Genomic DNA, 18661 nt, shown 5'->3' on the forward strand with positions numbered 1-18661 from the left:
ACTTGATTGCCATTCTAGCCTGACAGAATAATTACCGCCCCAGGCTATTTCATGAACCACCCCAAAACCCCCAGAACCAACAATAAAGGCATCAACCAATCCCCAAAACGCACATATAAAGTCTGAGTTTGGCGAGGATAAATAGTTTCGGCGTGGGTTTCGTAGGTGTTATATGCTGATTTCCATATAGTTCTCCCATGGGGATCAACAAAAGCTGAATAACCGGTATTTGTTGCCCTAGCTGCCCATCTATCGGTTTCAATTGCTCTCATGATATCCTGGGCATGATGTTGGTCTGCCATAGCAGCAGTATAATGGGCATCATTGGAAGAACTAAGAATAAATTGCCCACCTTGAAAAGCTTGATAACGGAATTTTTCCGAAAAAGCAGATTCGTAACAAATGCCAACAATTACCCGCCCCAAGGGAGTATCAAAGACTTGATTTGCTGCGCCATGAACTTGATGTTCATCTAATGGTGATAAACGCTGTATAACTGCCCCTAAAATTTTTTCAAAGGGAATATATTCTCCTAAAGGTACAAGTTTAGATTTATCGTAACGACTGGTAATTTCTCCTTTACTATTAATACCGAATAAACTATTGGTATAGCTTTTTCCTCTTTCTCCAAAACCACCTATCCAAGCAATTACCCCTTTTTCTTTGATTGCATCTAAGAAAGGTGTATTTTTAAAGTTGCGTTCATATAAAGGTAATGCACCTTCAGGTGTAAGAACTCCATCTACACCTTGATTTGCTAATTCTAAATATCCATTAGTGTAACCTGTAATTGCCCGACGAAATCCTTCAGGAAGTAGTTTGATTTGATTGGGAATATTACCTTGAATAATGCCAATTTTTAAAGCTGTATCTGGGTTTTGGGTGAGAGGTTGAGTGTAAAGAATAAATCCCAAGATATGGGAGGTAATTAATAGTGAAAATCCAGCAACCAAATAACCATTAACAAACCCTTTTGTTAAACTGCTTTCTTCCTTTGCGCCTCTGCGTCTCTGCGTGCAAAAATAAATCCAAGACTCTGCAATTAACCCATTAACAGCAACAATAATGGCTGTTACAGTATTGGGGCCTGAAAGTTGCCCCAAATGTAAAATTACCAAGTTATGCGGTGATTGTGTGTAGGAAAGAGAACTCCACCATAAAGATCCTGAACTCCACAAGCTTTCTAAGGCACACCATAAAGCTGTACCAATGAGAACCCGCAGCCACGGTTTTTGTTTATCTAGCCGCACCATCAAAATAGCCCATAGGGAGACTAATATTCCTCCCCACAGGCTGATGAATGTCCAACAAAAGATGGTGATAGCTAAACTTGGCCACCAGGGAACACCTAGCCAGTTCATGGGATGAATGCCGGTGATCCAGGAAAGGGCGATTCCATGATAGGCGATCGCCCACAGGAAGGCGGGGGGCAGGGATTTTTGAGTATATTTAACGACTAATACCCAAAGGGGGGCAAGGGCAAACCAAGCACAGAACCAAGCGCCAATGGGGGCGACGGTTATACCCATGAGAATCCCACTAATGAAGGATAAAGCGTAAAGGTAAAAGGATGAAAACATCTTTGTTTCTAAATACTTCATGGTTCATCCTTTATCCTTGATCCTTTATTCTGCCTCTTCCAATTCGCCTGTATCACCAGTGTCGGGAGGAACGATCGCTACTCCGGTGATAGCGTCATCTTCATCTAATTTCTGTACTCTCACTCCGGTTGCTGATCGTGATTGTACGGAAATCGCATTGACGGCTTGACGAATAATAATACCGCGATTTGTCGCCATCATAATTTCTTCGTCGCTGTTGACAATTCGCAGGGTTGCTAGTTTGTCTTTGGTTTTGCGGTTTTTGAATTTGGTGGCGGTTAATCCTTGTCCGGCGCGGTTTTGTAGGCGGAATTGTCCCACTGGTACACGCTTTCCATATCCTCCCATGGTAATTACCAACACCCAGGGACCTGTGCTGTTTGGTGTTTCTGTGGTTTCTGTGGTTTCTTCAGCGATTTCTGTGATTTCGGTGGTTTCTTCAATGTCGATGGTTTCTTCTTCCATTTCCGCTTCTGTTTCTGTATCTAAAGTTTCCAGAATTGCGGCGGGTAGAATATCCATCCCTACCAGTTCATCACCTGGCTTGAGTTTCATTGATTTTACCCCACGAGTAGCCCTACCCAGAGGACGGAGTTGATCATGGGTACAACGGAAGTGAATGGCCATCCCGTGACGTGAACCGATGATGATACTATCTTCTACTTTGGCGCGTCTTACCCAGCGCAGTTGGTCGCCTTCTTCTAAGGATATGGCGATTAATCCGTTAGCGCGAATATTGCTAAATGCTTCTAGTGCGGTTTTTTTGATGTTACCGCCTTTGGTGAGCATGACTAGATATTCTTCGCTGGTAAATTCGTCTACGGGGACGATGGAAGTAATTTTTTCTTCTTTGGGAATGGGTAACATCTGGACGATGGGTGTACCCCGACTGGTGCGGGAACCTATGGGTATTTGATAGGTTCTGAGGCTGTAGACTACGCCGCGATCGCTAAAGAATAATACGCTGTCATGGTCGCAGCAGGTTAAGAAATGTTCAATGGTATCATCATCTTTCACCTTAGCCCCGGCTTTACCTCTGGTAGCGCGGCTTTGGGCTTCAAAGGTGCTAACGGGCATCCGCTTGATGTAACCTTGTTTGGTCAGCAGAATTAGGACTTTTTCATTGGCTATTAAGTCAATGTCATCTATATCCCCTTCTGCGTGGGTAATAATTGTCCGTCGGGGGGTAGCAAATTGGGTTTTGATTTGGGTAACTTCGGTTTCAATAATTTCCAGTACCCTTTCCCGTCTGTCCAAAATATCCTGCAAGTCGGCAATTTGCACCTGTAGTTCTTCGTGTTCCAGACGAATTTTATCTGCTTCTAGGGCTGTTAACCGTCGCAGCTGCATTTGCAAAATTGCATCCGCTTGGACTTCGGAAAGTCCATAATTGGTGATTAATTCACCTTTGGCTGAGGGTGCATCTGAGGCGCTACGAATGAGGTTAATAATTGAGTCTAACTGTGATAGGGCAATTAATAAACCTTGCAGTAGATGATCTCTTTCTTCTGCTTTTCTGAGTTGGTAACGGGTACGTCTGTTAATGGTTTCTATGCGGAAATCCAGGAAGACGCTAAGGAAGTTTTTGAGGGTGAGTAGTTGGGGTTCCCCGTTTACCAAGGCCAACATATTCGCGCCAAAGTTGGATTGGAGTGGGGTTTGTTTATAAAGGTTATTTAAAACCACGCGGGGATAGGCATCCCGTTTTAATTCGATGACGATTCGCATTCCGTCGCGATCGCTTTCATCCCGAATATCTGCTATGCCCTCAATTTTTTTATCATTCACCAACTCGGCGATTTTTTCAATTAATGCGGCTTTGTTGGTTTGGTAAGGCAATTCTGTAATAATAATTGCTTCCCGTTCCGGTCTATTCCGTTGTTCTATGGTTTCAATGGTAGCCACACCACGCATAGTAACGGAACCGCGCCCAGTGGTGTACGCTTCTTTAATTGTTGATGTTCCCAGAATTTGCGCCCCAGTAGGGAAGTCTGGACCGTGAATATATTGCATTAACTGCATATTAGTGATTTCTGGGTTGTGAATTAATGCCACTAACCCATCAATCAATTCTCCCAAATTGTGCGGAGGAATGTTGGTAGCCATCCCGACTGCAATTCCAGAAGAACCATTGAGTAATAATTGGGGGATGCGTGATGGTAAAACCGTGGGTTCTTGTTGGGAACCGTCGAAGTTATCAGCAAAGTCTACGGTTTCTGATTCGATGTCTTGCAGTAGGGACGCGCTGGTTAAAGCTTGCAGACGACATTCTGTGTACCTCATCGCCGCTGGGGGATCGTTGTCCACAGAACCGAAGTTACCATGACCGTTAATTAAGGGCGATCGCATGGAAAAATCCTGCGCCATCCGTACCAAGGCATCATACACCGCTGTGTCACCGTGGGGGTGATATTTACCCAACACTTCCCCAACCACACGGGCGCATTTTCTAAAGGGGCGATCCGGCAGCAATCCCAACTCGTGCATGGCATACAGGATGCGACGATGCACAGGTTTTAGACCATCCCTGGCATCTGGCAGCGCCCGACCTACAATTACGCTCATGGCGTATTCCAGATAAGATTGCGACATTTCTTGTCGTAAATCCGTCGGGATAATCCTCTCCTGTGAGGTTGTCATAAACAACAAAACTCCAAAAATCGTAGATTTTAGCCTTTATACTTGACAAAATACAAAATTATGTCAAATTAATCTTGAAAAATTGTCATATTTTGCTATGATTTTAACATAAATTAGTGGTGTTTGTGGAAAGAGTCGTTCATAAAGGTAGACTATATGATAAGTTTAAAATTAAAATCTTATCTTCATTGAGATATTAAGCATTAATATTGACATATTTACCCTGTTATATTAAAAGCTAAACATCAAGTTATAACTGCTTTATATATTCTAAATTAGGAATAAATAACGTGGGTTATTTGTCCTAAAGTTGTGTTTTACCTTTGCATCTTGGCAACTTTGTTTGCAACCAAAGAATCATATCATTCACTCTATTAAAATCATCAATTTTTTTTCAGAAATACAGTACAAGAAAACAAACAATGGCAATTAGGAATTAAGAATAAAAAATTACGAATTATTGTGTTTTCGTCATACTCATACAACTTATTTTGAAACCTTGCCATTACGTCAAACACTAGATGCGAAAATAGTCAAACAAATATGCAATCAAAGCATATCAGGAGAACACCTCAAAGACAAGTGAGAGCGATCGCACTGCAAAACCCTATCATGTATACAGAAGTTCTAGCTGTCTTTGTTTTATACCTATCTATCCCCCTAAATTCCCTGCCCCTGTGACTTGATTTTTTCAGAATCAGCTAATAAACCATCTTTAGGTAAATAAAATTTATCTACACTCATTACTCAAATTGAGCAAGAGTAATTTCCTCATTGGGAAAATGAGCTACTATTTTGAGATTTCCACCAAGAGCTTTGATATAATGAAAAAGAGCGGAAATTTGAATAACCTCTTGGTTTTCTAATTCAGCAAAAGTAGCTTCAAAATTGTTGAAGTCTGCTTCTATTTCCTCTGGTTTCAGTCCCAAAGACTGCTGTAGTTCTAGAAGCGTAAGATGTAGTGACATCAGTTGAGCGCGAGTTTTGTTTTTTGATCTGCGCTCAGATGTCATATTTTTGCGTAATTCACTGAAAGGTTTTGTTTTCATATTAATCCTTCATCTTCAAGCTCTTGTAAGTGTTCGTCATAGAGCTTATGGGCTTTTCGTATATTCTCTGCATACCATTTGGGTATAGATTCTATGTTACAACCTTTACGCAAAATAGTGTAATAAAAAAGAATTCTCGTTTAGTAAATATCCTTTATGAATTAAATATTTATTCTATAACTCTTTTTACTTTTCTGATACATAAGCCTTGACATTTTTCAATTTTTACTTTTACTACATCACCTATAGACAGATTAACTTCTTGTTTATTCACTTCCTCATCTGATTGGCAATCAGAACCTTCAATTTGATAAGTTATTAGAGTTCTTAATTTAGTCTTTTTACCAGATTGAACGTGCTGTTTATCAATTTTTATTACTGTTGCTTCTACAATTTCACCAATTTTGAACTTATCTTCAACTATTGGTTTTACAATTTGCACAGCAGGTACTTTAATTTCCCCAATGGGAACACCTGCTTCCTTGTAATATCGCATTAAGCGGGATACCCAACCTAAAATTTGCAGAATAGTTTGAGCATCACTATTAGATTTAAAATACTGACTACAGGTAATTTCTATATTGCGGTAATATCTGGGTGTTTCTTTACTGTGGCTAATTTGTTTACCGTCTCTGACTAAGGTTTTGAGGTAGGTTAAAAATCTAGATGTAGCATCAGATTTATCAATGATTGTCCGCAGATATGCAACGGTTTTACCTACTTCATTGACATCTGTATCTTGTTGGACTAAAGTTTGTGCGATCGCATGGGCAATTTCCCATTGTCCATCTGTTAAACTCATAATTAATACATTCCTGCTGGTGGTTGTCTGTCACTGGGATAACGTAAAATAGCTGCAAGTTCTTCTAGTTGCGGTTTTTGAATCAAACTTGAATGTGCAGTTTGAATTTGTTTTTGGATAAATTGGTCTAATTTTGTTCCTGTTAATTCGTCATTTTCGCTAATTTCATAGGCTAAATAACGCTGTTTTAGATTTTGTGGTTGATTGATTTTATCTACATTGACCGTCATTGTTCCCATTCCAATAGGTTTACCACCACCTACTTTTAAAGCCATGGGATATTTTTTGTCTTGTCCTAAAACAATTAATAATGTTCCTAATTCTTCGGAAAGTAAATTTTTAAACTGTATTTCCGTTTTAAAAGTATATTCTCTTCCCGCTTGTTGTACAGAAATTCCTTCTTTTTGTCCTTTATCAATAGCTTTAGACGTATTAAAATAAAACTTTCGTCCAGCCACCTTACCATTAACAAAGTATTCATCCCGTTTATCTGGACGTGGACGGTGCAAAGAAGGCATAAATCCTGTAGAAAATCCTATATTTTCACAGTTAGCATCATTAAATTCTATCAAACCTTGCCAATCTAATGCACCAAATACCCGACTAGCTGGACAAAGTTTTTCTTTATTTTTACAGGGTAAACGTTCTTGAGGAATTTTATCTTTATATCGAGAAGTAACAACTGGTAATGTACTATTAGTAATTGCTTCATAAACAGAACGAATGCAACCTTTTAAGGAACTACCTTGAATTGATAATTTACTATCCACTCCCTGTACCATTGTTTTAATCAGAGAAATTTTACTACCAATATCGCTACCCAAAACCACTGCACCGGTGGACACATGAAGGGATGTTTGCACTTTCAAAGTTAGATAAATTGTCCCATGTAAACGACTTTGATCATATTTATGATGTCCATAGGGACGCTGTAAGTTAGGTCTTTCTTTTGGAAAGGAAACAAAATCATAAGGTTTGGAATTTTCTAACTGAGATGCACTTTTAGGAGTTGGTATTTTTGGTGGTTGGTAAGTCATGATTTATTTCTCAACTGTGAGTGCTATAAAATGTACAGTTGCGGTTGTTTTATCTAGAAAATATCGCTGTTTGATATGTAGATTATCAGGATAATCAAAATCTTTAGGAAAGCGAGTTTCTGTAAATGGATAAAAGTAGGCTTGTCTTTCTTCTGTTTGCCATTCTCCACCTAATGGTTGGAATTCTGAACTGGCATCATTAATACTTAAAAACAAAACTTCGTAATTATTATTTTGCTTGTATTTCCATCTAAGTTCAAATTCATGATTAAAAATTTGACCCTCTAACATGGGAAATTTATCATTTGTGATTGTTTTTTCTGTAAATTTCTGTATGCCGCTTACCTTATGATTCCAACGCAGAAAACAGTAGGTGTTATTTGGTTTTAATTTACTTATTAATTCCAATAATTTAACTTGAGACAAAAGATTTTCCTTGTATCCAACAAAAGCTGTCATTTTGCACCTACTAATAATTGACTCCAAGACCTAACACCACGTTCAAATAAATCATTAACTGTACCTTCTTGCCAAGTTAATTCCACACCAAATCCTAAAGACATTTCTTGAGCAGCGACTGGTGTATCTTGACTATCTTGAGAGGGGAAACCATATAACTTTGCGTCATCTTTTGTCAAAAATTCACCCACTCCTAAAAGATGAGTATTTCGCCATTTTTTATTACTACCAAAAGTGCAAATTTCTTGTTTATCCTCTGATAAAACACAACTGGGATATTGAACAACAGCTTTATTTAACTTGACTTCTACAGTACCCAAACCGCGAGATTTCGCAAAACCTAAGCCAAACCAACCATCATTTAAATCTCGCAATACTAAACCAATTAAACCTAACTGTGCAAGAGTGAAGTTTTTTAAATGTAATTTGGTTTTAAAATCTCCCGCAGTGCAGACTTGATAATTAAATGGACCGACAGCAACAGAACCAAATACTCTGTCAATAGCTACACCATTTCTTTCTTCTGTTTTTAATGGTTTTGAATTATCTGGATAAGCATCTTCTATTCTCAGACGACTAGCAATAGAAGTATTACCAAATATCTGATCTGTAAAGGAAGAAAGTTGATAAATTTCACTAGATGATTTATTTTTCAAATAATCATATTTATCATTTAATGGGTCATTAGCCCAAGGTAGTTTTTTACTGTTAGGTTTTTCTTCTCCTACTGTTCTCACAATACGTTCAGCATGAGCGCGAATTGCACCTTTTAAACTGCTTCCAGGTAAGTATATGGTACGTCCACCTGCGTGATAGGTTTCGACAAATTCCATATCTGGTTTTGTGGGGTCTGCACCTTCTTTTCCAGATTTTATAAGAATGGGACCATCGGGTATGATAGTTAAATCTATGGTACAGTGATTGACAAATTTTTTGTGCATAATTTTAAATTGATAATGTCACGTTAAGCAGCAACTAAATTATTTAACTGGATTTCACATTGTTTAAAGATGAAATTTACAGCATTGAATAATTTATCTAATTCTTGAATGGTGTAATAGGTGCTATTCCTAGTAAATATTTCACGTTCTAATTTTCCAAATTGCCAACGATCACCATTAGAAACAATACCAAAAATAATGATTTGATATTCTCCATTTAATCTTTGCGCCGCAATCATTTCAGCTAAACATTGCGCCCAACCTGTTTCAAAATTATCTTGTTTGGCTTCTACTAAAATAAAGTAGGGTTTGTCAAAAACAACTTTACCTAATGGGGAACGTTTAGCTAAAATATATTCAGGAAATCCTGATAATTTTTCGTCATAATTTAATGATTGATGACTCCATAAAATAAAATTTTGCCGGTAGGTTTTCCAAATTTCTTTGAGAACGGGATAAATGAGATTTTCACAGATAGCGAATTCTGAGTTATCAACAACAGCATCCCGCATCATCAGTTCTAAATCTTCACGGAAGTAATCAGATATAGTAAAGGCAATTTCGTTGATAAAATTGGCTTCGGTATAGGTAACTTGAAATGCTTTGAGGACTTCACCGATGGTTTTGTAATTACTGAAAGCCATTTTTTACTTCCTCAAGAATTTGTTTGAGTTTGAGAAATTGATTTTTTTGTGGAGATTTGTTTATTTAAATAATCAATTAGTTGACGTACCCATTCATCTCTATAGTCTGCTGCATCTTCATAAGCTGTTTCATCTCCCATAACTAATTTTTGCAGATATTCTAAAAGAAATTGCGGGTTATCTTCAACATCAACCCAGCGCATTTTATCAATCTCTAGTTTAACAACTCCCAAACCGCGAGAACGTCCACCACCAAGGGGAATTTGTTCTGTCTCAAATTGGTGTAAACCAATCATTAATAATCCCAATTCCCAATCTTCTGCATTTTCAACTACTGTGCGAAATTCAAATTCTGTACTAGCTGGTACTACTTGAAAGTCGTAGAGTTTACCATCTGCTGCGGTTTCGGTGTCTCTGTCAATTGATACTCCGTCTCGTTCTTGATATTGTCCAAACCATGTATCAGGTACTACGGTTAAGTCGCGGACTTGGAATTTACTTGCTATCCAAGGTGAACCAAACAAACGAGAGATTAAATCTGTTTTGTTGATGATTTCTTGAGTAAAAATATGATCATCATCATAAGCATCTTTTAATTCTTTCATCTGTTGAGATGTAATTGACCATTCACTTTCTATTGCTGGGTTAGCTGCAAATTTAGAATCAATTCCTCGCAGGAAACTTTCAAGACGGGATCTTAATGCACCTTTAAAGCTAGAACCTGGTATTAATGGTTGTCCTAATGCGTCTTTGATGACGGGTAAATCTGTTCCGATAGGTTCGGTGGATCTTCCTTGACTAATGCGTAATGCGGTAATTGTTGTGAGTTTACCTGTGATTTCTAGGCGGTTTTTGAATGTGTCGAACATAAGTTAATATCTCCGTTATTTTTTAATTCCTTCTTTTTTATATATCCATTCATGAGTACCAAAAAATCTTAAAGATAACTTGTTGCTGTTAATAACTTTACAGCTAACTCTTAATTCTTTTTTGGTAATATTAATGTGTTCGATATCTGTATTTTCGTACTTGCGTAATCTTAGAATGTCATCAGCTTTTAACGCACTAATACCATCACGGTATTTTATAAAAAAAAATGCGACTCTTGCTAGTTTTTCTTGTAAGATGATTTTTTTATTTACATCAGTTGTATTTTTATAATCATCTTCCAAACTTGGTAGATATTCTAATTGAGGTATAAATTTGGGCAAGTTTAATAATTTATCTTGACAAAGTAATTCACTTTTACATTCATTCCAGATCAATTTACCCCAAACAGATAATCCAATTTCTTGACCTGTATATGTTAACCAATCATTAGGAACTTTATTCGCTAGTTCCCATGATATAGGTACTGCACCAATATCCATAACTGCAAGTGGAATTGCATACTTATCTACTTGAGATTTATCTATTACAATTGGTAGCTTTGGAATTCTAATAACTTGATTTGAACCTTCAAAAATATATATAATTTCGTCTGCATATAACATTCCTATTGTATTGAAATATCCCTGCATTGCTTTAAATCCACCTACAAGATTAAAACAAATGGTATATCCTTTATAATCATCAAATATTTTTTGCTTTAGGATAGGTACTAGATTAGCAATACCTTCCATAAATTGTTCATTGCTATCGGTTGAAAAATTTTCACTAGACAATAGTAAAGTATTATTTATTCCTTTAGATTGTAGGAAATTTTCTAGCATGATTGCACAGTATCTCCCCTGTGCTGTATCAGTATAGATTAAGCAATGATGGTCTAATTTCGCTTGTTCTATGTTTTTGTCGTACAAGCCTAAACCGTAAATACCGTTTATTTCAGCACTGGCTTTACGAAAATCTTCAATATCTCCATCTAATTTATTTTTAGCTCTAGCTTTTAACTCCTCTATTATATCTATAATATGTTCAGAATTAAGCATTTCCTCATCGCTATAATTAGCAGTCTCTAACAACTTTTCATACCAGTCATTTTCTTCGTCAGATGATCTGTCAATTTGGTTGGTTAGTAAGCTAGTACCAACAGTTGTGATTACCAATCTTTGCATAAAATTAGACCTCTAAAATAAATAAATGTGTGATTATACTTCACCTTTTCGCTTATAAACCAAATAACGTGCGCCATAACCTAAATAACGCCTAGTTAACTCCAGATGGATATTTTTTAAATCATCAGGATCATCTGTATTTGCATTTTGAACAATTTTACTGGCCATATTTTTAATTTTGGTATCAATATCTTGGATAATTCTAAAAGCTAATGAATCTTGACCTCTCCCCCATTTTTTATCACGTCCTACTTGATAAAAAAGAAAATTTTTGATCACTTCTGTGCTTTCAGTTGTATCTGAAACTCTTACCAAATTACGAAATTGCGACTCTTCTAAATCACCATAAGAATTATGATTATCCAATGCTATTTGAATCAAAGTAACTAATTCATCTTCTCGCTTACGAATTCCTTGTTGAATTTTTAATTGTTGTTGAGTTGATAATTCACTCATACTGCTTCCTCTCTTAACACTAAATGAAACTCATTGCAGATTTGCACCTGTCCAAAACCTTCGGAAGTGCGATCGCCTATTCCATACACTTCCAAATCTTCCCAAGCTTGTAACCACAAGTCTTTATTATCTGTACTAAATAAGTACACACCCCCTCTATTTGTCACTAACTCCACATCTTTCATCAAACCCCAAGCAGCATTCCACCCGGAACGATAGTCATAGCTACTATAAGCAGTGTGAAGTTGCAAAGATGAATCCTTCACCCCTGTAAACTGTTGTAGCATTGTTTCAGAAATTACCGTTGTGCGTTGCCAATTTTCTGTTAAAATTGCATCCGCTTGTAAATCAATGGTGAAATAAATACGATTTGCGGGTAAGTCGGAAACTGTGCCAAAAATATTACCCCATTCATCCCAACGTTTACGCAATTTTTGATTAAATTTATCTATTTGATCATTGACTTTTGATTCAATCTCTTGAGGTGGTTTGGCTGTCATCTTTACCTTTCCTAAACCACGTGAACTTGCACCTCCTAAACGAAAACTATCTTGATGATTATGAATAAATGTTTGCAGAGTATTAGCTAAATCATCAGGTGCTAAAATTGTGCTTGTGTATATGACAGCTTCCTTTTTTTGTTCTTTTGATTCATTCAATACTTCAATACTGTAAAGTACCCTTTCTTCAGAAGTAGCACGTCTTCGGTTTATTCCTACTCTAGTTAATAGACGAGTTTTAGCAGAGTTTTTAGAATATTTACTGCTTTTCCGACTATAAAAACCAGGAAAATTATCTACTCTATCTCCTTCTACTTCATTACCCTCTATCGGACTATTAAAATCATAAATTTGTCCATAATTTTCTGCACAAAAGCGGTCTATTAAAGTGTCAAAAACGCCATCTCCTTTTGTTTTAAATCCAGGTCTGATTTTAGAACTTAACGCAGTTGTAGGTATGACTATAACTTCGGCTTTAATTTTAGCATCACCTGGATAAGCATTTTGAAAAATTGCCGGATTTCCACCCAAAAACAATTTATAAAAATCATCATCTGGTTCAATTTCTTGATTTGTTTGTTTCAATATTTGACCAGCGACTGCACCACGAATTACAGAACCAGGAATACAATCTTCAACTTCACTAATATTACCTCCTGGTTTCTTTTGTCCAATTGCTAAAGGTGATAAAGCCTTAATCTCTAACTCAATTTTTTTCATTATTCTCTACTTCCTTTAGCTAAAAATTCCCATGCTTCTGCTGCTATTGATAAATCTGGTAATTCCCAAGTTAACCAACCTAAACCGGCTGATTTGCTTCCACCCAAAGCGTTAATATGTTTCAATCCTGCTAGTATTAATGGTGCTGCATAAGGAGGTGCATTTAATAGATGAATATCACCTTTAAACCTCAATTTTGTATTTGCTGGTGACGTTTCTAAAAAGTAAAGTTTGCTTTCTTCTGAGGTGCGACGACGACGGTTGATAGTAACTCCAGGACGGATAATTTCTGGTAAATTATCAGGGTCTTCTTGACAAATTAAATCATCTACTATGATGCGAGAAGGTAAAACTGGATTTCCGAAGATTTGACAAATTAAACAATGATGGTTTTTGTGATCTTCTGATATTTTATACTCTTCTCTTTCAAAATTACCATCTAATCCCGCTCTTTGGGGACACATTGTTTGCGGGTTGGGAGAATAGCAAATATCCCATTTTAAACCTCTGGCTATTTTCTCACATTCGTGGCGTAAACGTCCTTTTAATTGCGAAGCAGGAATGAGTAAATTTCCTTCTGCGTTGCGAACTATGGGTTTATCTGCGAGTGAACTGGAAGAACCACCAGCACCTATACATAATGCTGTGTCAATGATAGCGGTAATGGTTTTAGTTTGGGTTGAGTTAGTTATTTGTTCTAATTTAATCATGACTCAACCCCCGCTGTTAAATGTTCTGATTTATCTGATTCTTCACTTTCTGGTTCTTCTACAAATTCATAAATATCAACCATATCCCGCCAAATTGTTTCGTAAGGAATATGTTTGGTTTTGTCATCTTCTAGTGAACCGTCGTCATACATCCAAGGTGCTAAGTTACCATTATTATTTTCATCTTTTGGTAAACACCAAACTTCTTCAAAATCTCTTTTTAATTCAGCTTTACCTTGTTTAAGTCTGACTCGGAAATAACGATAGTTGAGGATAGCTGTGTGTTTACCTCGTTCTAATAAACTACGAATTTGGTAAAGTTGTGATTTGGGAAACTTTGCTTTTTTCAATGCTGCAATGGATTTTAATAATCCTCCTATTTCATGTAATGTATAGGGTGCAGCATAAAGTCTTAATTTAGGAGAAGTTTTGATAATTAATGCTTCACTACGGAATTCTTTAACATTAGATGCAATCATGCTGACTGATTTTAGAGTTAGAAAGTCTATTGTTCCACCGTGATATTCTACTTTCTTTAATTTTTTGGCCTTTTCTTTGGCGGATTTTAGTAATTGTTCTGTTAAATCTTTGGCGTAGTAAATTGGTGTGTTAACAGCAGTAATTAAAACTCCTATGGATGTACTCAACTTACATTCTGAGTTTTTAGCTGTTTGTGGTTGATAACGGTGAATTTTTCTCTTATCTACAGGTTTATTTACTTCAATTCTATAATCTGCTTTTTCATCTGATCTGTCAATCATTATTTCTTCAAATTTCTCTCCTATCATTTGAGAAATTTCTAAGGCTTTGTTAGCAGGAACAATGATGAAAATGTCGTCACCACCGATGGTAATAATTTCAAATGGATGCACTAAATCACCATTTTTAAATCTATGATCTTCATCATTATTGTAATTCTTCAAAACATGAGGATGTAAGTTTTCTGCTATTGCGTGAAAAACAGCTTCTTCTGTAGCATCACTTACGTCTAAACTAAATTTTTTATATTTCTGAGGAGTGCGAATTTTTTGGATATATCCACCCATGTTATTACCATCTGCGTAAATATAGGCTACAAAGCCATTACTAGCATTAGATACATGAGTTAATGTTTTAGGAATTTCTACATCTTTAGGTTTGAGATTTCCATAATATTTGGTTTTTAAATAGTCATGCTTTTCTAAAAATCTATCAAATCTTTTTACCCAACTTTCAAATATACCTCTATGCCATTCTAATTTAGAATTAATATACCATTCTGGTTCTTCTGTATCTCCATCTTTGGCTCTATCACCAACAAGATATTTTCTAACTGATGCTTCAGAAAAATAGGTTTCTCTTGGTAATTCACCTTCACTTACTCTCATAATAGTAGAACGTCTATCGCTTCCATCTCTCACTAAATAAGGATGGGTTTCAAATATAACTGGATATCGCCGGTTGGTATGTCGTCCAGGAATAATATTACCGCTACGTCGTTGATTAAATAAAATGGCTAGTTTGGTTGTGATTTCATTAAAGCTTTTGCGGTTTTGAAATACTTCTAAACGTTCATTTTCATTTTTAGGAAATCCGAAATAAGCCTGAACAATGGGTTTTTGATAATTCTGTTGATACCAATCTAACCAAGGTGTATCTTCTATTTTTTCTTTGAGTAAACCAAATCGAATTTCTAATAATCTAAATGTATCACCAACTGCACAAGAATTAGCTGTTAATGTTTCATGAGTATAACGTTTTTCGATAGCATCAGCTAAGTCATGAACATACGCAGCAGGACAAAAAGCGAGAATGTTTCCACCTGTTGAATAGATGATTAATTGGGGAATGAGAACTTCTGATAAATCGTAGTCTTTATTAAAGTTATCGTTTAACCATTTTTTTACATTATTACATTGAATAGTATATAAGTTTTTATCTCTTTCATTAGAGGATGCTGGTTGATAAATTTGATTAAAAAAAGCAGGTAAATCAACTAAATTAATTCTATCTAATAACCCAGATGCACCACGCACTTCTTGAATTTTTGCTGATTCAAACACATACTGTTTAACTTTGGTGACACCACCATAAACTAAACCAACTCTAGTAGTTTGATTCCATAAATCAGGATAATCATTTTTTAGCTTTTCTAAAGTTTCAGGAAAATCATCCTTATCAATACCTTGCAAATCTTCAACCTGTTTAACAATAGTTCTTACTGCTGCTGGAACTTCTCCCCCACTCCTCAAAGCTTTGCACATTTCCCGCAAAACCGTAATATCAAACTGCGGTTGACGTTCATTACCCCAAGCTAAACACCAAGCGATCGCAATATTAACAGAATTCATCTTATCCATTTTCAAATTCACCTCAAACTAACCCCACCAAAACCCGCGCTAAAGCTTGAACCATTCGACGACTAGAAACTTCCTCTCCACGTTTTAACCGATACACACTACCTTTCAGGTACTAAATGAGAAAATAATCAAGACTTGTCACCTAAAACTTCAATCTATCAAGTCTCCCAATTTATACGCAGGATTATGTGTGATGGAAATCACGTACTTACCTATTTTTGGGTCAAAAAAACCAATGGCTCCGTAAATATGGGCTAATTTATGTGCTAAAACAAAGGCTACAGGTATAGAAACAGGTCCGTTAATCCTCAGCAGTTGACCTCCTGTTAATTCCCCTGACTTTGACATTTCCTCCAACCGACTAGCCGCATCCTTGACAATTTGGTCATTTTGGGCAGGTTCACCAAAACTCACCCGCAAAATATCATCCTTTAATTCGATGTTGTAAGTAGTCATAGCCTTTATTTAGTGAGCAACTATTACATCATACATGGCATTGGAAGCAGCCTGTTCCAAATTGCTCTATGCTGGACTGATACCCAAAATCCTAGATTCTGTGTCTGAGCAAATTTTTTCTGATGTTCCCCAAGCAGAACTACTGCAATGGTTAGCACGTGGTTCTCTCAAACAAAACCTACTGCGTGCAGTTCGTTTATGGGTGTGGTTGCGTTCTTTATACGGTGAAAGTCAAGATCATGTATTGCTAGAAAATGGTTTTACCTTAGCAGATTGGAAAAATGCTTTCTTCAGTTCCACACACCCTAAAGGAGAAACAATTCCTCAATTCCATGACCCTAAGTGTCATTGTGCAAAAACTACTGCTGAATGGTTATTTAATGCCAAAACTGGATTAAATGCAGAAGAATGGAAGCATTCTTTATTGTCTCACGTGAATATTGCTAATTTAGATGAAATTCTCCAGAAGCGATTATTTAGCGTAACTCGTCGTTCCTTGCAAGCTGATTTACAAATCTTAGAAGAGTTAGGTTGGCTAGAAATTCTAGATCATAAATATCATCGAGTCAAAAATTTACCATCTCGTCCTATCACCACCAAACAAAGTTATAATGAATTGCATTTTCTCAATCAAGAAGACTTAGCAGAAATCGCTCAAAATCTATCCCAAAAAATTGGTGGTGTTCGGCGTTTCTTTTGCAAACTAGACTATGTTGTAACCGCCATAGACCAAGTAGATAATTGGCACGATGAACTTAAAAAAATCTGGTCAAAAACTCCAGTACCACCCATAGAGTTAATTTATAACAGCGCCAGATTAGGAGAATCAGTAAAATGTTTGGTTTATCCTGTCTGTATTTACTATGTGCAGCGTGCAGTTTATTTATGTGCTTTTGGTGAAAGTCCAGATAGAAAAACAGATTGGTATAATTTCCGTTTAGATAGAATTGAAAATATTACTGCTATTGCATGGACAAATCCTGCCATTCCTAGCATTCTACAACAGCGTTATCAACAGAGAAATTTACCAAATCCAGAAGAAATTGAAGTACAAATGCCGAAAGCATTAGGTTTTGATTTTTATTTAGAATCTCGGTTGATGCTGCTACGATTTGACCGTGAATATCATGATCGTTATATTCAGGATACCTCGCGCCATGAAACATTCAATTTGATAGGCTACCAAAAAGCGAAAAATTTGATTCAAAGTTCTGTTATCAATCCAGAACAAAAGGCAGAATTATTAAAAGTTATGGCCAATCGTTCACCCAAGGATGCTTATTATAGTCTTCAATATCGACATGGAGATAATAATGTAATTATGCGGTTACGCGCATGGCGACCGAGAGTAGAAATTCTGTTACCTTTTGATTTAAGACAAAGGATTGCTGCTGATGTTACTAAAGAACTATGGTTATATCATAGTCAAAGCGTTAATCTTGACAAGTGAGTAGCTAAATTATACTCTTGTTAAAGAAGGAAAATTTGGCAGAGCAAAGCGTGGTCAAAAACCCTGGAGATCTGCCAAATCGCCAGAACCTTGATAATTAAATACTTTCAGCGTTTTGTTGGTTGCAGTTGGCTGTTCACTTAAAGCCTGAAATGAGGTTTTTTTTGAGGTCTGCCAAAATCGTCTCTAGATTCCGCTTCCAGATTATGTTTCAGATGGCAGGGTTTCTAAACCATAAATCCCCGCAAGGGGACTGAAACATAAGAACTAGTTCCTAATTAACAATCATAACGTAAGGTGTTTCTAAACCATAAATCCCCGCAAGGGGACTGAAACAATCTTCTGTTAGTTGAATAAACAAGCTACCGGGTATGTTTCTAAACCATAAATCCCCGCAAGGGGACTGAAACCCGACCACCTTATAATACTCGACACACTTTTATGTTTCTAAACCATAAATCCCCGCAAGGGGACTGAAACGCCATAGTGTCATAGTCACAAAACATCATGGCTATGTTTCTAAACCATAAATCCCCGCAAGGGGACTGAAACGGTTCAACGAAGGCCACGAGAAACCCATCATCTGTAAGGTTTCTAAACCATAAATCCCCGCAAGGGGACTGAAACTCATCATGCTCAATCGCAGCATGAATTAGTATTACGTTTCTAAACCATAAATCCCCGCAAGGGGACTGAAACATACCCGGAAAACAAACAACAACAATCTAAACTCGGCTTAAGTTTCTAAACCATAAATCCCCGCAAGGGGACTGAAAAAATTGACAAGGATTAACTAGTGGGAC

General features: G+C 36.7%; 16 protein-coding genes and 1 CRISPR repeat array. Of the genes, 1 reads left to right on the forward strand and 15 read right to left on the reverse strand.

Annotated features, from left to right (window positions below; translation table 11 throughout):
• Positions 1-44: 44 nt before the first annotated feature.
• The 15 genes from lnt to ACLLO5_RS25070 all read right to left on the reverse strand — a co-directional run bounded on the left by lnt (position 45) and on the right by ACLLO5_RS25070 (position 16408).
• A complete protein-coding gene (gene lnt, locus ACLLO5_RS25000; protein WP_413173173.1) occupies positions 45-1529 on the reverse strand; it encodes an apolipoprotein N-acyltransferase in 1485 nt (494 codons plus the stop codon).
• Between the two features lie 96 nt (positions 1530-1625).
• Positions 1626-4241, reverse strand: a complete 2616-nt coding sequence (gene gyrA / locus ACLLO5_RS25005) for a DNA topoisomerase (ATP-hydrolyzing) subunit A (RefSeq protein ID WP_413173174.1) — start codon at positions 4239-4241, stop codon at positions 1626-1628.
• A 743-nt stretch (positions 4242-4984) separates the two neighbouring features.
• Complete coding sequence (locus tag ACLLO5_RS25010) at positions 4985-5290, reverse strand: transcriptional regulator (RefSeq protein WP_413173175.1); 306 nt, start codon at positions 5288-5290, stop codon at positions 4985-4987.
• Positions 5291-5459: 169 nt separating this feature from the next.
• On the reverse strand, positions 5460-6092 hold the full coding sequence (locus ACLLO5_RS25015) for a hypothetical protein (protein WP_413173176.1): 633 nt from the start codon (positions 6090-6092) through the stop codon (positions 5460-5462).
• A 2-nt stretch (positions 6093-6094) separates the two neighbouring features.
• Positions 6095-7129 (reverse strand): RAMP superfamily CRISPR-associated protein, encoded by a 1035-nt coding sequence (locus ACLLO5_RS25020; protein WP_413173177.1) that lies wholly within the window; start codon positions 7127-7129, stop codon positions 6095-6097.
• A gap of 3 nt (positions 7130-7132) precedes the next feature.
• Positions 7133-7588, reverse strand: a complete 456-nt coding sequence (locus ACLLO5_RS25025) for a hypothetical protein (protein ID WP_413173178.1) — start codon at positions 7586-7588, stop codon at positions 7133-7135.
• The gene (locus tag ACLLO5_RS25030) at positions 7585-8529 is read right to left on the reverse strand and encodes an RAMP superfamily CRISPR-associated protein (protein ID WP_413173179.1); all 945 of its coding nucleotides are present in this window, start codon (positions 8527-8529) and stop codon (positions 7585-7587) included. The genes ACLLO5_RS25025 and ACLLO5_RS25030 overlap by 4 nt, the downstream gene beginning before the upstream one ends.
• 23 nt (positions 8530-8552) lie before the next feature.
• Positions 8553-9173 (reverse strand): hypothetical protein, encoded by a 621-nt coding sequence (locus ACLLO5_RS25035; protein ID WP_413173180.1) that lies wholly within the window; start codon positions 9171-9173, stop codon positions 8553-8555.
• Positions 9174-9184: 11 nt separating this feature from the next.
• Positions 9185-10042, reverse strand: coding sequence for a CRISPR-associated RAMP protein Csx7 (csx7, locus tag ACLLO5_RS25040; protein WP_413173181.1), 858 nt, complete (start codon positions 10040-10042; stop codon positions 9185-9187).
• Positions 10043-10057: 15 nt separating this feature from the next.
• Entirely contained in the window at positions 10058-11227 is a 1170-nt protein-coding gene (locus ACLLO5_RS25045; protein ID WP_413173182.1) for a putative CRISPR-associated protein, read from the reverse strand.
• Positions 11228-11260: 33 nt separating this feature from the next.
• Complete coding sequence (locus tag ACLLO5_RS25050) at positions 11261-11683, reverse strand: hypothetical protein (protein ID WP_413173183.1); 423 nt, start codon at positions 11681-11683, stop codon at positions 11261-11263.
• Positions 11680-12903, reverse strand: coding sequence for a CRISPR-associated RAMP protein Csx10 (csx10, locus tag ACLLO5_RS25055; RefSeq protein WP_413173184.1), 1224 nt, complete (start codon positions 12901-12903; stop codon positions 11680-11682). Before csx10 ends, ACLLO5_RS25050 begins: the two co-directional genes overlap by 4 nt.
• Positions 12903-13613, reverse strand: coding sequence for an RAMP superfamily CRISPR-associated protein (locus ACLLO5_RS25060; protein ID WP_413173185.1), 711 nt, complete (start codon positions 13611-13613; stop codon positions 12903-12905). The genes csx10 and ACLLO5_RS25060 overlap by 1 nt, the downstream gene beginning before the upstream one ends.
• Positions 13610-15952: a type III-B CRISPR-associated protein Cas10/Cmr2 gene (gene cas10, locus ACLLO5_RS25065; RefSeq protein ID WP_413173186.1), complete on the reverse strand. Its 2343-nt coding sequence runs from the start codon at positions 15950-15952 to the stop codon at positions 13610-13612. The genes ACLLO5_RS25060 and cas10 overlap by 4 nt, the downstream gene beginning before the upstream one ends.
• A gap of 150 nt (positions 15953-16102) precedes the next feature.
• Entirely contained in the window at positions 16103-16408 is a 306-nt protein-coding gene (locus tag ACLLO5_RS25070; protein ID WP_413173187.1) for a CRISPR-associated protein Csx3, read from the reverse strand.
• A 100-nt stretch (positions 16409-16508) separates the two neighbouring features.
• Here ACLLO5_RS25070 and ACLLO5_RS25075 point away from each other — a divergent pair, with 100 nt between their 5' ends.
• Complete coding sequence (locus ACLLO5_RS25075) at positions 16509-17858, forward strand: TIGR03985 family CRISPR-associated protein (RefSeq protein WP_413176189.1); 1350 nt, start codon at positions 16509-16511, stop codon at positions 17856-17858.
• A 223-nt stretch (positions 17859-18081) separates the two neighbouring features.
• Positions 18082-18635: direct repeats of the CRISPR family, unit length 37 nt; unit sequence GTTTCTAAACCATAAATCCCCGCAAGGGGACTGAAAC.
• Positions 18636-18661: the final 26 nt, after the last annotated feature.

Source organism: Anabaena azotica SJ-1 (genome assembly GCF_047275885.1).
Taxonomy (GTDB): domain Bacteria; phylum Cyanobacteriota; class Cyanobacteriia; order Cyanobacteriales; family Nostocaceae; genus Trichormus_B; species Trichormus_B azotica_A.

Coding starts and splice junctions, on each gene's coding strand:
- gyrA (WP_413173174.1), bottom strand. CDS start 4,241: ATGACAACCTCACAGGAGAGGATTATCCCGACGGATTTACGACAAGAA.
- ACLLO5_RS25010 (WP_413173175.1), bottom strand. CDS start 5,290: ATGAAAACAAAACCTTTCAGTGAATTACGCAAAAATATGACATCTGAG.
- csx10 (WP_413173184.1), bottom strand. CDS start 12,903: ATGAAAAAAATTGAGTTAGAGATTAAGGCTTTATCACCTTTAGCAATT.
- ACLLO5_RS25035 (WP_413173180.1), bottom strand. CDS start 9,173: ATGGCTTTCAGTAATTACAAAACCATCGGTGAAGTCCTCAAAGCATTT.
- lnt (WP_413173173.1), bottom strand. CDS start 1,529: ATGGGTATAACCGTCGCCCCCATTGGCGCTTGGTTCTGTGCTTGGTTT.
- cas10 (WP_413173186.1), bottom strand. CDS start 15,952: ATGGATAAGATGAATTCTGTTAATATTGCGATCGCTTGGTGTTTAGCT.
- csx7 (WP_413173181.1), bottom strand. CDS start 10,042: ATGTTCGACACATTCAAAAACCGCCTAGAAATCACAGGTAAACTCACA.
- ACLLO5_RS25050 (WP_413173183.1), bottom strand. CDS start 11,683: ATGAGTGAATTATCAACTCAACAACAATTAAAAATTCAACAAGGAATT.
- ACLLO5_RS25070 (WP_413173187.1), bottom strand. CDS start 16,408: ATGACTACTTACAACATCGAATTAAAGGATGATATTTTGCGGGTGAGT.
- ACLLO5_RS25025 (WP_413173178.1), bottom strand. CDS start 7,588: ATGACAGCTTTTGTTGGATACAAGGAAAATCTTTTGTCTCAAGTTAAA.
- ACLLO5_RS25015 (WP_413173176.1), bottom strand. CDS start 6,092: ATGAGTTTAACAGATGGACAATGGGAAATTGCCCATGCGATCGCACAA.
- ACLLO5_RS25030 (WP_413173179.1), bottom strand. CDS start 8,529: ATGCACAAAAAATTTGTCAATCACTGTACCATAGATTTAACTATCATA.
- ACLLO5_RS25060 (WP_413173185.1), bottom strand. CDS start 13,613: ATGATTAAATTAGAACAAATAACTAACTCAACCCAAACTAAAACCATT.
- ACLLO5_RS25020 (WP_413173177.1), bottom strand. CDS start 7,129: ATGACTTACCAACCACCAAAAATACCAACTCCTAAAAGTGCATCTCAG.
- ACLLO5_RS25045 (WP_413173182.1), bottom strand. CDS start 11,227: ATGCAAAGATTGGTAATCACAACTGTTGGTACTAGCTTACTAACCAAC.